At 34.2% G+C, this 16,087-nt stretch carries 9 protein-coding genes and 1 tRNA gene; all 10 read right to left on the bottom strand.

Features of this window, described 5'->3' with window-relative positions:
- Nucleotides 1-49 precede the first annotated feature (49 nt).
- The 10 genes from KHA90_RS19460 to murD all read right to left on the bottom strand — a co-directional run bounded on the left by KHA90_RS19460 (nucleotide 50) and on the right by murD (nucleotide 15,985).
- Entirely contained in the window at nucleotides 50-4,891 is a 4,842-nt protein-coding gene (locus KHA90_RS19460; protein WP_213305109.1) for an MBG domain-containing protein, read from the bottom strand.
- 666 nt (nucleotides 4,892-5,557) lie between these two features.
- A tRNA-Arg gene (locus KHA90_RS19455) sits at nucleotides 5,558-5,631 on the bottom strand.
- A gap of 73 nt (nucleotides 5,632-5,704) precedes the next feature.
- A complete protein-coding gene (locus KHA90_RS19450; protein WP_213305106.1) occupies nucleotides 5,705-6,154 on the bottom strand; it encodes a GatB/YqeY domain-containing protein in 450 nt (149 codons plus the stop codon).
- A 208-nt stretch (nucleotides 6,155-6,362) separates the two neighbouring features.
- The gene (gene ftsZ / locus KHA90_RS19445) at nucleotides 6,363-8,402 is read right to left on the bottom strand and encodes a cell division protein FtsZ (protein ID WP_213305103.1); all 2,040 of its coding nucleotides are present in this window, start codon (nucleotides 8,400-8,402) and stop codon (nucleotides 6,363-6,365) included.
- Between the two features lie 81 nt (nucleotides 8,403-8,483).
- Nucleotides 8,484-9,899 carry a cell division protein FtsA gene (gene ftsA / locus KHA90_RS19440; protein ID WP_213305100.1) on the bottom strand — a complete coding sequence of 472 codons (1,416 nt, stop codon included), beginning with the start codon at nucleotides 9,897-9,899 and terminating at the stop codon, nucleotides 8,484-8,486.
- Between the two features lie 6 nt (nucleotides 9,900-9,905).
- The gene (locus KHA90_RS19435; protein ID WP_213305096.1) at nucleotides 9,906-10,628 is read right to left on the bottom strand and encodes a cell division protein FtsQ/DivIB; all 723 of its coding nucleotides are present in this window, start codon (nucleotides 10,626-10,628) and stop codon (nucleotides 9,906-9,908) included.
- A complete protein-coding gene (gene murC / locus KHA90_RS19430; protein ID WP_213305093.1) occupies nucleotides 10,615-11,964 on the bottom strand; it encodes a UDP-N-acetylmuramate--L-alanine ligase in 1,350 nt (449 codons plus the stop codon). The genes KHA90_RS19435 and murC overlap by 14 nt, the downstream gene beginning before the upstream one ends.
- A 155-nt stretch (nucleotides 11,965-12,119) precedes the next feature.
- Complete coding sequence (gene murG / locus KHA90_RS19425; RefSeq protein WP_213305090.1) at nucleotides 12,120-13,205, bottom strand: undecaprenyldiphospho-muramoylpentapeptide beta-N-acetylglucosaminyltransferase; 1,086 nt, start codon at nucleotides 13,203-13,205, stop codon at nucleotides 12,120-12,122.
- 48 nt (nucleotides 13,206-13,253) lie between these two features.
- The gene (locus KHA90_RS19420) at nucleotides 13,254-14,573 is read right to left on the bottom strand and encodes an FtsW/RodA/SpoVE family cell cycle protein (protein ID WP_213305087.1); all 1,320 of its coding nucleotides are present in this window, start codon (nucleotides 14,571-14,573) and stop codon (nucleotides 13,254-13,256) included.
- An 80-nt stretch (nucleotides 14,574-14,653) separates the two neighbouring features.
- Nucleotides 14,654-15,985 carry a UDP-N-acetylmuramoyl-L-alanine--D-glutamate ligase gene (murD, locus tag KHA90_RS19415; RefSeq protein ID WP_213305084.1) on the bottom strand — a complete coding sequence of 444 codons (1,332 nt, stop codon included), beginning with the start codon at nucleotides 15,983-15,985 and terminating at the stop codon, nucleotides 14,654-14,656.
- Between the last annotated feature and the right edge of the window lie 102 nt (nucleotides 15,986-16,087).

The following is a 16,087-nucleotide window of genomic DNA, read 5'->3' as shown; positions in this document are numbered from 1 at the left end:
GTGATTATGATTTAACCACTTTTACTATTTTTCGTTCTTTTACTTTAGATTAGTTTCTAATGATTGAAATGAATCCTTTAATTTTAGGTGAACCATTTCCTAGATCAATTAGATAGTAATAAGTATCCTCATTAACCGGAGATCCTTTATAAGAACCATCCCAATCGTTGTTATAATTATTTTTAGAATACACTAATCTTGCTGCTCTATCAAAAACTTTAACTGAATTGTTTGGATATTTATCCAGACCATCAATTATCCAATAATCATTTTTACCATCTCCGTTTGGAGTAATAATATTTGAAGGAATAATTGCCTGTGGTTCAGCATCTGCTCTGTTTACAATCACAACATATGTATCTTGTGTGCCATCAGGAGCTGTAACAACTACTGTAATTACATTATCTCCTACATTTAAATCTATTGGAGATTTAGGATCAATGATTTTTCCATCAACTTTGATTTCAATGGTAGCATTAGGATCGATTGCTATAGGATTAACGATGTATGAATTAGTTTCATTTGGCACATCTACTCTATAATCATTTGTATCAGTATTAAAAGCCGGACTTAAAGCTCCGTCACTAATAACAATATCAGATAAACCTGCATTATCAGGAGCAGTAGCTTCTTCTCTTGTAACAATTATAGTATAAGTGTTAACAGTTCCGTCCTGAGCTGTTACGGTTGTGATAATTACATTTTCACCTACTTTTAGTGGCAGATCCGCTGAAGCTGTTCCGCTTGGCACTACTATTCCATTTACTGTTATTGTTGCCGTAGCATCTTCACTAACTGGTGTAACTTTTATACTTGTAATGTCATTAGGAACAATAGTAGTATAATCTTTAGTTCCTTCTGCAAAAGCAGGACTTAAAGTACCTTCACTAATTGCCAAATCTGTTAAAGCTGCATCATTAGAAAGCGGAGCTTCTTCTCTTGTAACTATTACGATATAAGTCTGAACAGTTCCATCCTGAGCTGTTACTACAGTAATAATTTCATTTTTCCCTACTTTTAATTCCTGTTCTGGTGATGCTGTTCCACTAGGTACTACGATCCCGTTTACTGTTATTGTTGCCGTAGCATCTTCACTAACTGGTGTAACTGATATAGTTTTAACATCATTAGGAACTGTAGTTGTATAATCTTTCGTTCCTTCATCAAAAATTGGGCTTAATGTACCTTCACTTATAGCTAAATCTGTTAAACCTGCATTATTAGAAAGCGGGGCTTCTTCTCTTGTAACAATTACTGTATAAGTCTGAATAGTTCCATCCTGAGCTGTTACAATAGTAGTAATTTCATTTTCTCCTACTTTTAATTGCTGGTCTGGTGAGGCTGTTCCACTAGGTACTACTATTCCATTTACAGTTATTATTGCGGTAGGATCTGCACTAACCGGCGTAACTTTTATACTTGTAATGTCATTAGGTACCGTAGTTGTATAATCTAAAATTCCTTCTGCAAAAGTTGGACTTAAGGTACCTTCACTAATTGCCAAATCTATTAATCCTGCATTGCTGGAAGGTTCTCTTGTTACTATTACTTCATAAGTTTCTTGTGTAATACCATCTTCAGCCGTGACAACTATTGTAATTACATTATCTCCCACTTTTAAATCTAATGGAGCTGTAGGATCAATAATTACTCCGTCAACTGTCATTGTAACCGTTGAATTTGGATTACTTGGTATTGGATTGATTACGTATGTATCAATATCATTTGGTACCTCTACGGTATAACCTTTTTTATCTGTATCAAAAGTTGGATCTAAATCCCCTTTACTAACATCAATATCAGATAAACCTGCATTATTTGAAGCAACTACATTTAAAACATTACCAACAAACTTGATATTATAATTTGAAGAAGATGCTCCTGCAACCGTGATAGGATACTCTCCTATTGCGCTTTCAGTAACTGCTGTAGTTGTAATCACAGGTTTAGTAAAAGTCAAACCATTTTCGTTATCTCCATTTACAAAGCCAGAATACTTTACTGTTAAAGTAGGATTCTTGTCGCCGTGTATTTTTCTCGCTTCATCTGCTGTGATAGTTAATTCTGCAGGAGTAACCGTTAATGCTGTATTTGTTCCGTAAATGATGTTGTAATTTGATGAAACTACTCCACTAGCTGTAATCGGATAAGTTCCTACTGCGCTTGCTATAGTTGCCGTAGTTGAAATTGTAGCTGCTGTAGTTAAGTCCGCAACAGTATCTCCATTTACAAAACCAACATAACTTGCTGTTAAAACCGGATTATCTGATCCGTAAACTTTACTATTATTGTTTGCCACAACAGATAAATCTGCAGGAGTAATCGTTAATATTGCATTTGGTCCATAAGTAATAATATAATTTAACAAAACTGCTCCACTAGCTGTGATTGGATAAGTTCCTACTGCACTTGCTTTATTTGCTGTAGTTGTAATTGTAGGGGCTGTAGTTAAGTTTGCAACGGTATCTCCATTTACAAAACCAACATAACTTGCTGTTAAAACCGGATTATCTGTTCCGTAAACTTTACTATTATTGTTTGCCACAATAGACAAATCTGCAGGAGTAATCGTTAATACTGCATTTGCTCCGTAAGTAATCGTGTAATTTGATGAAACTGCACCACTAGCTGTGATTGGGTAAGTTCCCACTGCACTTGCTTTTGTTGCTTTAGTGGCAATTTTAGCTGCTGTAGCTAAATTTGTATCATTATCTCCATTTACAAAACCAACATAACTTGCTGTTAAAACCGGATTATCTGATCCGTAAACTTTACTATTATTATTCGCTGTAATAGATAAAGGTGCGGGAGTAATGGTTAATACTGCATTTGCAGCATAAGTAAAAGTATAATTAGATGAAGTCGCTCCACTAACTGTGATTGGATAAGTTCCTGCTGCACTTGCTTTTGTTGCAGTAGTTGCAATTGTAGCTGCTGTAATTAAATTCGCAACAGTATCTCCATTTACAAAACCAACATAACTTGCTGTTAGAACCGGATTATCTGATCCGTAAACTGTACTATTATTGTTTGCTGTAATAGTAAGTAGTGCCTTATTTACCGTACTCGTTGCAATTGGTATATTTACATTGGCAGTTCCTGTACTACTTAAAACTAAATTCCCAGAATAATCACCTACAGCAATTGTTCCTTTTAATCTAACATAAACCTTTGTTACTGCAATATCACCAGCTGCTCCAAAGGTAACTGTATCAGTAAAATTAGTTCCATCTGTACTTACTTCAAATGCTGCAGGCGGAGTAACTAAAATTTCTTGAACCATATCAGTACCTGATATAGTAAAATTATTTGATATCGATGGTGTACCATAAATAGTAGTAAATGCAGCTAAGTTATTAGTATCTATTACTATTGTTGGTCCAACATTTACAATACCATTATTAAGAACAAAATAGCTATCATTTTTATTAACTGCGTTTGAATTTCTACTACCCCATGATCCGCCGGCTCCTTCTGAAAATCCCAATTGTATCGTTTTTGCCTTATGTACCAAATTAGCAGTCAAATCAGCAATTACTCCACTTACGATAGAGAAAGTTTCATTTATCGTAGTTTTTGCACCAAAAGTTTTAATTGCACTTCCTGATAATATAAGATTATTATATGTTATAGATCCCGAACCTAAATTCTGGGGACCTCCATTAAACTCTACTGTACCGGTTCCTGCATTAAAAGTACCTGCATTACCAACTACATTTCCTAAAATTTTTAAAATACTCGAACCTGCATTTAATGTTCCCTGAGTTCTAGTCCAGTCAGAAGTAAATATATGAGTCAAACCTGTTCCAAGACTCAGTGTTCCTAAACCATTAAGTGTTAACTTTTTTGTATTTATATTTCCTGTAAAAGTAGCTATACCTGCATTTTTAATCATTGAAATTCCTTGCGTAGAAATAAAACTATCAATACTTTGATTAACACTTCCTGTTAAGTAAACGAATTTGTCCGTATTTAAAGATCCTCTATTATTAATAAAATCACCGCCTAAATAAAGTTCACTATTAGTAATTACTAATAAAGCATCTTCATCTATTATTAACGGAACACCATCATTAAATCTTTTTTCTGTACCATTCCCATTTATAGTAACCACACTTACAGCAGGATTAGCAGTAGAAACTTCAACTCCTCCCGCAGCCACAAAAGGAGAAAGCCATTCCGGACCAACTGTTTGAGGTGACAAGCTACTGTATTTTAAGGCTGCATTAGCTCCATAAGTTGGCGCAGAAGAAGCTGTCGCCGTTCCTGACATAGTAAGTGTACCATTTACAACTACTCCTGAAGTCGCAACTGTTTTGACACCACTACCAGAAAGTATTAGATTATTATAAACATATGTGCCAATTGTACGTGATCCCGCAGCACTATAGTTTACAGTTCCTATTCCGTCAGCATTTAATGTTCCTCCGTTCATCATACCCCCAATTTTTAAAATGCTCTCTCCGTAGAAAGTCACATTATTTTGGAGGGCATTTCCAGTCATTGTAATATCTCCAGTGACATTTACTGTCCCTGCACCGATTTTTAAACTACAATTACTTGTATCGCCAGTACTATTCATTGTTATTGATGCAGGAGAAAAAGACCCTGCTTTTACGGTTAGAACAACCATACTGCCAGGAGTTGAATTTGACAACTCAAGAATAGCACAAGCAGCTCCCGCTACATTTATCACAGGCTGATTGGCAGCATTTTTTATTAATACATTTTCACCAGCCGTAGGCTTTCCAACAGGACTCCAGTTTGAATCTGTTTCCCACGCTGTGCTCGTAGCTCCTGTCCATATTTTTTGCCCATACCCTATATTAAATAGAAGAAAGACTAGTACAATAAGTAAGTTTTTGTTCATTTTTATTTTATTTCTATTCATTTTTGTTTTAGTTTTTTTAAAAGTCATTTAATTAATTTTCTACTTCATACATTTTGTTTTTAACTCATTTTTTTAAATTCATTTTTACTCCTTTTTTTCAAACTTTAAAACCTAACAAATCATTAAAAAAAGCAATTACATCTAATTCACTTATCATTTAATTCAAAATTCTTACAAAAAAAAACACTTAAATAAGAAATCATTATTTTACATGAAAATGAAACAATAAGTATAATATGCTGATTGCAAAACTATTGTGGTTAAACATTCGAAATCCCTTTAGATACAAGGGATACTGCTATTTGATTATTCAAATATTGTAACTATAAGAATCTAAATCTTCCTTTAAAAGTTTTTAGATTGACAGATAAAGACATTTGTTGCAATAACAAGAATTATAAAAAAAGAGGGGGGAAAGATTACATTACAGCTGAGAAAATCTGTAGAATGCATTAAGCATTTCGACTTGAAACTTTAATAATAAGTGTATTAAATCTAATTAAAAGTCTAGGGTGAATATGAAATTAAAGAAGAAGAAGTATGGATAATAAATAAGAGAAGTTATTGACTACTACAAATAAGAATGCATTAAGCGTATATAACAGAAATGAGAAAATTTTTAAAACAAAAAAGGCAAAATACATAAGTGTATTTTGCCTTTTTAAGTGACCGCGGAGGGGTTCGAACCCCCAACCCTCAGAGCCGAAATCTGATATTCTATCCAGTTGAACTACGCGGTCTTTTTATTGATGATTTAGAGTTCAGATTAGATCCAAATAGTAATTTAAAATCTGAACTCTAAATCTAAAATTCTTATACTAATAACTTCTTAACTATTGTCGAAATAGTTTTTCCTTCAGCAGTTCCGCCTAATTGTGCAGAGGCTAATCCCATTACTTTACCCATTGAAGCAATTCCTGAAGCACCTGTTTCAGCAATGATTTTTGCAATTACAGCTTCTACTTCTTCTTCACTTAATTGAGCTGGAAGAAATTTCTCGATTACAGCAATTTGTGCTAATTCCGGTTCAGCTAAGTCAGGACGATTTTGTTCTGTAAAGATTCTTGCGCTTTCTTTACGGGTTTTAACTAATCTTTGAAGTAATTTAATTTCATCATCTTCAGTTAATTCTTCTTTAGAACCTGTTGATGTTGCAGCTAGTAACATTTCTGACTTAATTGCTCTTAAAGCTTCTAATGCTACTGTATCTTTTGCTCTCATGGCGGTTTTAATCTCGTCCATGATTAATGTTTGTAAACTCATCTTATTTTTTTATTTTAAATAGGTAAGTAACACCTATAATGTATGAATATTTGAAAATGTGTTTTAGTCTTCGCTCGAACTAACAACTAAGATTAACTTTAAAAGTTAAGTATAGAAGTCAAATCTTAAATCCTGTGCGAAGATAAAAAAAATAACCCGAAAATTAAATCCAATTTTCGGGCTATCTGCATTATTTATGATTGTAAAATTAATCTACGTTGTCATGCAAAAATGAATTGTTTGAACGCAATTGCAAATCGTTGTTACTATCTGTTCCAACTGATATTCTCGAATTGTTATTATTTGATTGTGAATTTGATAAATCAATGCCTAATCTTTTGTAAGCAGGCTCTTTTTCAAGTTCATCAATTCTTGTAGCATTATTGTTATGGAATTTATAATTAAATTCTTTCAACTTCTTTCTTCTTTCTTCTGCTCTTAAGCGTAAAGTTTCTTCGATTGTTAATTCAAGCGGAGAAGCTTCTGAAGTGGTTGTAAAATTAGCTTCGCTTGCAAAATCAACTTTTGGTTTCATGGTGATATTTAATTCCGCAGGAATTACTTCTTCCACCACTTTATCCACTGGTTTTGATGCTACAAGTTCATTTTCAACCTCCATATATTCTTCTAACGAATATTTGATGATTCCTTTATCCGAAACTTCTGTAACCGGTACAAATTGTACTGGATCATTCACTTTTATATTACGTGTTTCATTCGATAATTCGAATAAAATTTTGTTTTCCTGTTGAGCAACCGGCTCTTTTTTAACTTCCGGCTCTGATTTGAAAAGAGGTAAATCAAATGAGAATGTTGTTTGCTCTTCTCTTTCAAAAACTCTTTGCTGAACTGGTTGTGTTTGCTGAAAAGTTGGCACTTCAGGAGATGAAATAGTAAAATCAATGTCTGTAATAGGCGAAACAATTTCAAATGTTACATCAAGGTTTTTAATAAACTCTGACATTATTACTAATTCTTCCTTATTCATTGAAGGATTTACTGCTGGAGCGACCGCAACAACCGGAGTAACTTCAATTGGAGCAACTTCAACTGGAGTAACTTGTGTAGGTGCAAACGGAGTTATCTCATCTTCATCTTCCATTAAATCAAAAACAATTTTCTCTTCTGATTTCGCAGTAGGTGTTTCAGCATTTAAATCAAAGGAAGTAACAGTTTTATTCGATAAATTATGAACACTTCTTTGCTCATCTTCCAGCGTATGAATGATTTTTTTAGGCTCTGTATTTACAATTTCGTTTTGTTGTTCAACATCAAAACCTGTTGCAATAATAGTCACGGCAATAGCATCACCAAGAGTTTCGTCTTCACCAACTCCCATGATAATATTAGCATTATGACCTGCTTCTACCTGAATGTGATCATTGATTTCTCCAATCTCATCCAATGTAATTTCGTTTGATCCAGAAACGATAAGCAACAATACGTTTTTGGCTCCTGTAATTTTGTTGTCGTTTAACAACGGAGAATCCAATGCTGAAACGATAGCATCTTTTGCTCTGTTTTCACCCGCAGCAACAGAAGATCCCATGATAGCTGTTCCACTATTCGAAAGAACAGTTTTAGCATCACGTAAATCGATATTTTGAGTATAGTGATGCGTTATTACTTCAGCAATACCTCTTGAGGCTGTTGCCAAAACTTCATCAGCTTTAGAGAATCCTGCTTTGAAACCAAGATTTCCGTATACTTCTCTTAATTTATTATTATTAATTACAATTAACGAATCGACTTGCTTACGCAATTTTTCGATTCCTAAAAGTGCCTGTTCCTGACGTACTTTCCCTTCAAACTGAAAAGGAATGGTCACGATACCAACAGTAAGGATTTCTCTTTCTTTTGCTAATTGTGCAATTACCGGAGCCGCTCCTGTTCCTGTTCCTCCACCCATACCAGCGGTAATAAATACCATCTTAGTACCTCGGTCTAACATTTTTTCGATATCGGCAATACTTTCTATAGCAGATTGCTGTCCTACATCAGGATTTGCTCCTGCGCCAAGACCTTCTGTTAAATTCATACCTAACTGAATTTTGTTAGGTACAGAACTGTTTTGTAGTGCCTGTGAATCAGTATTACAAACGATGAAATCAACGCCTTTAATACCTTGTTTGAACATATGGTTGATAGCATTACTACCACCTCCACCTACACCTATTACTTTAATTACATTTGATTGATTTTTTGGTAAATCAAATGAAATACTTCCAAATTCTGAGTTGCTCATCATCTTTTTGGTTTTTGAAATTCTTATTTAATACATTTTTTACTTCTTGACTTGGGGCAAAAAGTAATTCCTTTTCTTATTACTCTATTCTGCGTTGTCTAAAAAATCCTTGATTTTATCGACATATCTATCAAAAAATGATCTTCTAATTTTAGTCTCCGTAGATTCTGCTTTATTTCCATTATTTCTGTGGGAATCTTCAATAGTTTCTACTCTTTCAACGTAGTTTTCTTCAACTTCGTATCGCGGTTGTACCGGTTGTTGTATTTGAGGCGGTACATTTCTGTAAACCACTTTTGGCTGCTCATTTACCAGCTCCATTCTAACGGCACTTTGAGTACTATTTTCGATACTGTTCATTACTAAACCAACAGCTGTCGCATATAATGGGCTAGAAATTTCTTCGCTTGAATTACCTGCTAAATGCTCGTTTGGATATCCTATTCTGGTATCCATACCAGTAATATACTCAACTAATTGTTTAATATGTTTTAGTTCAGCGCCACCACCGGTAAGAACAATTCCTGCAATTAATTTTTTGCGGGGATCTTCGTGTCCGTAAGCTTTAATTTCTGCAAAAACCTGTTCTATAATTTCAACTACACGAGCATGAATAATTTTAGATAAGTTTTTAAGCGAAATCTCTTTTGGCTCTCTTCCTCTTAATCCCGGAATAGAAACAATTTCGTTGTCTTTATTTTCTCCCGGCCATGCTGATCCGAATTTTGTTTTTAAAAGCTCTGCCTGTTTTTCAATAATCGAACAACCTTCTTTAATATCTTCGGTGATCACATTTCCTCCAAAAGGAATTACTGCGGTATGACGAATAATACCATTTTTAAAAATGGCCAAATCTGTTGTTCCACCACCAATATCAATTAAAGCTACACCAGCTTCTTTTTCTTCCTGACTTAAAACGGCATCTGCAGAAGCTAAAGGTTCTAATGTCAATCCTGACAACTCGATTCCTGAACTCTGAATACATCTTCCAACATTTCTGATAGATGATGCCTGCCCAACTACTACGTGAAAACTGGATTCTAATCTTCCGCCGTACATTCCGATAGGTTCTTTAATTTCAGATTGTCCGTCGATTTTAAATTCCTGTGGTAAAACGTGAATAATTTCTTCTCCCGGTAACATAGCCAGTTTATTTACCTGGTCAATCAATAGCTGAATATCATTTTCACCTATTACTTCTTCCGGATTACTACGGCTGATGTAATCTGTATGCTGAATACTTCTAATGTGTTGTCCGGCAATACCCACAACAACATCTTTTATTTTATAACCTGAATTGTTTTCCGCCTCAAGTATTGCTTGCTGAATAGATTGAATAGTTTGTGTAATGTTACTTACTACCCCTCTGGCAACGCCTAAACTTTTGGATTTACCAATACCCAAAATTTCCAACTTACCATACTCGTTCTTTCGGCCAATCATGGCAACTATTTTTGTCGTTCCAATATCTAGACCTACTGCAATGTTATCTTTTTCCATTTTCTATTATTTTGTGCAAACTACTTGTTCCGTAAACCTAAGGTCAATCTTACTATATTTATATAACGAACTATCTAAAACCGCTTTTTGAAAAAAGGCTTTATAGTTATTAAATTTCTTATCAACATTCATCGTTCTGCCAAAATCGATGAAGTAATTATAATTTCTATTAAACATTTTTAAGCTACCATTAGGCATAATTTGAATTGCAATGATGTTTTTTTTCAAAAACGCATCGTCATAAATTGTGCGAAATAAAGTAGCTAAATCTTCGTTATTTTTTTTATTTATTGCCCCGGAAACAAGAGGAACCCGAGCAGTATAATTGTCAGATAAAGGCATTTTATTACCCTCATAGTCAATATAAAAAGAAGCACCACCATCATAAACTCGCGCTATTGGTGTCTTCTGTTTTACTACTGCTTTTAGAACGCCATCAATACTTACAAAAACATTTGATTTCTCAATCATCTCTTGCGTATCAAGGCTTTTTTCAATCTTATTCAAATCTAGTTCATCTTTTCGTATACTGGAAGCGTCTCTTTTATTTTCTATTAACAATTTATTAACCGTCTCAGGCTTTACAAAAAGCGTATTTTCTCCTACAAAAACAACCATTGATTTTTTCAATTTTCTATCTCCGTTTCGATGTTGAGCAAAAGAATATAAAAAAAGTACAAGCCCTAAAATGAGAATTAATCTAACATTTGTCCAATTAAATATTTTCATTTAGCATTTTTTTAATTGACGGAACCATTTCACCAATATCACCAGCTCCTATTGTCACAATTATTGGCGCATCACTGGCTTTGATCTCCGCTAATAAATCACTTTTTGCAACAATTTTTTTGTTCGAATTTGTCATTTTTCCTAACAGCCAATCAGATGTAATCCCTTCCATCGGTAATTCGCGTGCCGGATAAATATCCATTAAAAACACTTCATCAAAAGCCGATAAACTTTCGGCAAATCCATCAACAAAATCTCTTGTTCTGCTAAATAAATGCGGCTGAAAAATCGCTAGTACTTTACGTCCCGGATATAATTCTGTAACTGCTTGATGAACAGCATTTATTTCTGTTGGATGATGTGCATAATCATCTATATAAACTAAATTTTCAGTTTTAATTTGATATGAAAAACGTCTTCTGATTCCGCTAAATGAAGCCAAAGATTTTGCAATTGCATCTGTTGGAGTTCCAAAAGTTTTTGCCATCGCAATAGCCATTAATCCATTCATTAAATTGTGCTTTCCAGGCAATCCAAAACGCAAATCTTTCATGATTTCTGATGGCGTCTGCACATCAAAAACATAACTTCCGTTTTCTATTCTAACATTGAAAGCTTTATATACAGCATCTTCATTTATAGCACATTGCACTCCTTCAAGTGGCAATTCTTTAGTTATAAACAGCTTGTTTTTATCTTCTACTTTATTAGCAAATTCTACAAACGACGCTTCAATAGCCTCACTTGTTCCGTAAATATCCAAATGGTCCGCATCCATAGATGTGATACAAGCGATATTGGGGTGTAAATGCAAAAACGAACGATCAAATTCATCTGCTTCTACAACTGTTACGGTTTTTCCGCTTCCAATTAAGTTCGAATTATAATTCTCTACAATTCCACCCACAAAAGCTGTAACATCAGCTCCGCTTTCAAATAAAATATGTCCTAAAATACTTGAAGTGGTAGTTTTACCGTGCGTTCCCGCAACAGCAAAACAGAAAGTGTCTTTAGTTATAATTCCTAAAACTTCTGCACGTTTTTTAAGCTGATATTCTCTTTCTAAAAAGTAGTTCCACTCTGAATGTGTTTTTGGCACCGCAGGCGTTATAATTACCAATGTGTTTTCAGAATAATAATCAGACGGAATCAAACTAATATTATCTTCAAAATGAATATCAATACCGCTTTCGATCAACTCATTTGTCAACATTGACGGCGTTTTATCGTAACCCGATACCTGTTTCCCGATATTTTTAAAATAGCGGGCCAGAGCACTCATTCCGATGCCTCCAATGCCAATAAAATAAACGTTTTGTATTTGATTTAGATTCATTTTAATTTTTGATTTTGAGCTATTTACAAACAGTTTTCTTTTATAAAAAACTAGTAATTAGGTCTTTGTATTTTTCTTATCTTAATAACTCAAAACGCCTAAAAATAACGTTCTGCTCTATATAAATTGTTGTATAATTTTTGTAAAAAATTACATTATAACAACTTTTCTATCTGTTCTACAATTGCTTTTGTAGCATTTGGCATAGCCAGTTTTTTGATATTCTCGCTTAATTGTTTTTGTTTGCCATGATCTTTCAGTAAAGCTTCAAAAACAATACTAAACTGACTGTCTAATTCTGATTCTTTCAACAAAATAGCTCCTTTTGCATCTACAATTGCCTGCGCATTTTTTGTCTGATGATCTTCGGCTACATTTGGTGACGGAATAAAAATTACAGGTTTCCCAACAATACACAATTCAGATACTGAAGATGCGCCCGCACGTGATATAATCACATCTGCCGCAGCATAAACAAAATCCATTCTTTCAATAAAATCAACAACTCTTACGTTTTGCTGACTGTGTTTTTTATAATCTTCAAAGTATAATTTCCCACATTGCCAAATAATCTGAACATCCTGAGAAAGTATATTATGTAACTCTTTTTCAATTAACTGATTGACCCTTCTTGCGCCTAGACTTCCTCCCAGAATTAGCAACGTTTTTTTGTTAGGATCCAAACCATAAAAAGTAATTGCTTCATCACGTTTACTTTCAATATCAATTAAATCCTGACGAACCGGATTTCCGGTTAAAACCATTTTATTTTTAGGAAAAAATCTTTCCAGATTTTGGTACGCCACACAAATTGCATTTGCTTTCTTGCTCAACAATTTGTTTGTAATTCCAGGAAACGAATTTTGTTCCTGAATCACTGTTGGAATTCCCGCTAAACCTGCTGCTTGTAATAAAGGTCCGCTTGCAAAACCGCCTGTTCCTATCACTACATTTGGTTTAAATTGCCTGATGATTCTTCTCGATTCCAGTAAACTTGTTGCCAGTTTTAGAGGAAACATCAAGTTTTGTAATGTCAATTTTCTTTGTAAACCTGCAATCCAAAGCCCTTTTATTTCATAACCTGCCTGAGGTACTTTTTGCATTTCCATTTTATCTTTGGCACCCACAAAAAGAAATTCAGCATTAGGAAATTTCAACTTTAATTCATTAGCAATCGCAATCGCAGGATAAATATGTCCTCCTGTTCCGCCACCGCTTAATATGAATTTATAATTTGTCATATTTTTAAAAGTTATTCGCTTTAAAAATTATTCTATTTTTTACTCTCTTTATTTATTCAAAACTGCATTCATCGGATTTTTGGAATTATCTTCAATAGAATACATTCCTTCCTCTTCATAAACTCCTGCCTTCTCATATTCAATTTCATCTTCTACAGCTAATTCTTTATCAATTAATCTTTGAAGTGCTTCTTTTCTTCTTTCCTTTTCCTCTTGCTCTTCTGCAATTTCTTCTTCTTTTTTAGTTACGCTGATGATAATTCCAAGAGAGAAACAAGTCATCCATATTGAACTTCCTCCACTACTAATCAACGGAAGTGTTTGTCCTGTTACCGGCAATAATTCTACTGCAACCGCCATATTAATCATCGCCTGAAATATCATTGGAAACCCAAGCCCGACGACGACTAATTTCCCAAATAGTGTAGTTGCTTTATGTGACGCAATTACAAACCGGAACAATAGCAATAAGTACAAAATCAATATTGCAACGCCACCCACTAAACCATATTCTTCAACAATAATTGCATAAATAAAATCTGAAGATGATTGTGGCAAAAAGTTTTTCTGAACGCTTTTTCCCGGTCCAACTCCGCCAAATCTCCCGGATGCAATTGCAATTTTTGCTTTCTCGATTTGGTAATCATCTTCATCAGGTTTGTCTGTGGTAAAGTTTTCAATACGACTTCCCCAAGTTCCTACCCTGCTAAAGAATCCTGACTCCGGAAAAGCCTTTGCAACCAAAAGAAAAAATGCCAGCATTGCAATTCCTGAACCTATAATAAAACCTATATATTTTAACGGATACCTGCCTATAAAAGTCAACATTATAACCATTGAAAATATCAACGCAGTGGTCGAAAAGTTAGCTGGCAAAATAAGTGCCAAAGTTATAAAAACCGGCAGCCAAAGCTGAATTAATGATGTTTGAAACGGTTCATTTTCTTCTCTGGATTTTGACAAATAACGTGCAACAAAAATAAATAATATACTGGCTGCTAATGTTGAAGTCTGGAATGTAATACCTATAAAAGGTACCTGAATCCAACGGCTTGCATTTGCTCCGGCAATTACTGTTCCTTTCAACAATGTGTACAATAATAGAAACCAAACTATTGGCAAAGCTATTTTTGAAATCGCTCTGAAATAATGATATGGAACTCTGTGTACCCAATAAATAATCAGGAAACCAATACAAATATGCGCCAGATGTTTCACCAAATAACCCAAGGTATTTCCGGTTCCATGACCAATATATGCCAAATTACTACTCGCACTAAAAACAGGCATAAACGAAAACAGTGCCAATAAAGCCACGAATGACCATATTACTCTATCTCCTTTTAATTTGTTTACTAACTCCTTCATGTCTTTAGTTTCAAGTTTTATTTTGTTTCATGTTTCAAGTTCCCACATAACGTGAAACCTGAAACTTGAAGCTATTTTTTTTACAAATTATGAACCGCTTGCTTAAATTGTTTTCCTCTGTCTTCGTAGCTTTCGAATAAATCGAAACTTGCGCAGGCTGGAGACAATAAAACCGCATCACCTTTTTCAGTTAAACGTTGTGCCGTTTTCACAGCGTCGTTCATATTATTTACTTCAACCATGATATCAACAACATTCCCAAAAGCGTTGATAATTTTATGATTATCAACTCCCAGGCAAATAATTGCTTTTACTTTTTCACGAACTAAAGACATCAATTCGTTATAATCATTTCCTTTGTCAACTCCACCAACAATCCAAACCGTTGGAACATTCATACTATCCAAAGCAAAGAATGTAGCATTTACATTTGTTGCTTTTGAATCGTTGATATATTGAACATTCTGGATTTTTAATACTTTTTCTAAACGGTGTTCAACACCTTGAAAATTAGATAAACTTTCGCGAATTGTTGCATTTCTAATTTGCATCAACTTTGCTACAGAGCTTGCTGCCATTGCGTTTTTCATGTTATGTTTTCCTTCTAACGCAATGTATTCTGTTTCCATTGTAAACTCTTCTTGGTTGATCTTTATTTCCATTTTGTTGTTATTTATAGAAGCCCCTTCATCGAATGTTTTAGTCAATGAAAAAGGAATTAATTTTGCTTTTGTTGTATTATTCTTAAACCATTCTGCAATTGCCTCATCATCTGCATCGTAAATAAGATAATCGCTTTCGGTTTGATTCATTGTTATTCGAAACTTTGAATCGATGTAATTTTGATATTTATATTCGTATCGGTCTAAATGATCCGGACTAATATTTGTTATTATGGCAATGTCCGGTCTGTAATCTATAATTCCGTCAAGCTGAAAACTACTTAGTTCAAGCACATAGGCATCATATTTATTGTCGGCTACCTGCCAGGCAAAACTTTTCCCGATGTTTCCGCCTAAACCAACATTCAAACCTGCTGATTTCAGCAAATGATGCGTTAACATTGTTGTCGTAGTTTTACCGTTACTTCCGGTAATCCCTACTGTTAATGCTTCGGTAAAAGGTATTGCGAATTCAATTTCTGAAATCACCTTTATTCCCGCAGCAATAAGCTTTTGTACCATGGGAGATTTATCAGGAATTCCGGGACTTTTCATCACCACGTCGGCGTTTAAAATCAGGTCTTCAGTATGTTTTTCTTCTTCCCATTCAATTTTATTAATGATAAGAACTTCTTTATAGCTTTCTTTTATTTTTCCAAAATCAGATACAAAAACATCATACCCTTTTTTCTTTCCGAGAATAGCGGTACCTACACCACTTTCTCCTCCTCCTAACACTACTAACCTCATACTTTATATAATTAAAAATTAAAAATCTAACTCATTAGGCCTTTAACTGTTTCACATTTCCCTTTTAAGGTTATTATTATTTTCTTTAGTATTATCGTGAAT

The sequence above is a fragment of the Flavobacterium psychroterrae genome (assembly GCF_018380615.1).
Lineage (GTDB): Bacteria > Bacteroidota > Bacteroidia > Flavobacteriales > Flavobacteriaceae > Flavobacterium > Flavobacterium psychroterrae.
The sequence above is the reverse complement of the archived record's forward strand: the minus strand, read 5'-3'. Positions and strand labels throughout refer to the sequence as shown.

Bases quoted from the DNA above. Each gene is read 5' to 3' on its own strand.
- ftsA (WP_213305100.1), bottom strand. From the start codon at position 9,899: ATGGAAAAAGATAACATTGCAGTAGGTCTAGATATTGGAACGACAAAA.
- KHA90_RS19435 (WP_213305096.1), bottom strand. From the start codon at position 10,628: ATGAAAATATTTAATTGGACAAATGTTAGATTAATTCTCATTTTAGGG.
- KHA90_RS19460 (WP_213305109.1), bottom strand. From the start codon at position 4,891: ATGAATAGAAATAAAATAAAAATGAACAAAAACTTACTTATTGTACTA.
- KHA90_RS19450 (WP_213305106.1), bottom strand. From the start codon at position 6,154: ATGAGTTTACAAACATTAATCATGGACGAGATTAAAACCGCCATGAGA.
- murC (WP_213305093.1), bottom strand. From the start codon at position 11,964: ATGAATCTAAATCAAATACAAAACGTTTATTTTATTGGCATTGGAGGC.
- KHA90_RS19420 (WP_213305087.1), bottom strand. From the start codon at position 14,573: ATGAAGGAGTTAGTAAACAAATTAAAAGGAGATAGAGTAATATGGTCA.
- murD (WP_213305084.1), bottom strand. From the start codon at position 15,985: ATGAGGTTAGTAGTGTTAGGAGGAGGAGAAAGTGGTGTAGGTACCGCT.
- murG (WP_213305090.1), bottom strand. From the start codon at position 13,205: ATGACAAATTATAAATTCATATTAAGCGGTGGCGGAACAGGAGGACAT.
- ftsZ (WP_213305103.1), bottom strand. From the start codon at position 8,402: ATGATGAGCAACTCAGAATTTGGAAGTATTTCATTTGATTTACCAAAA.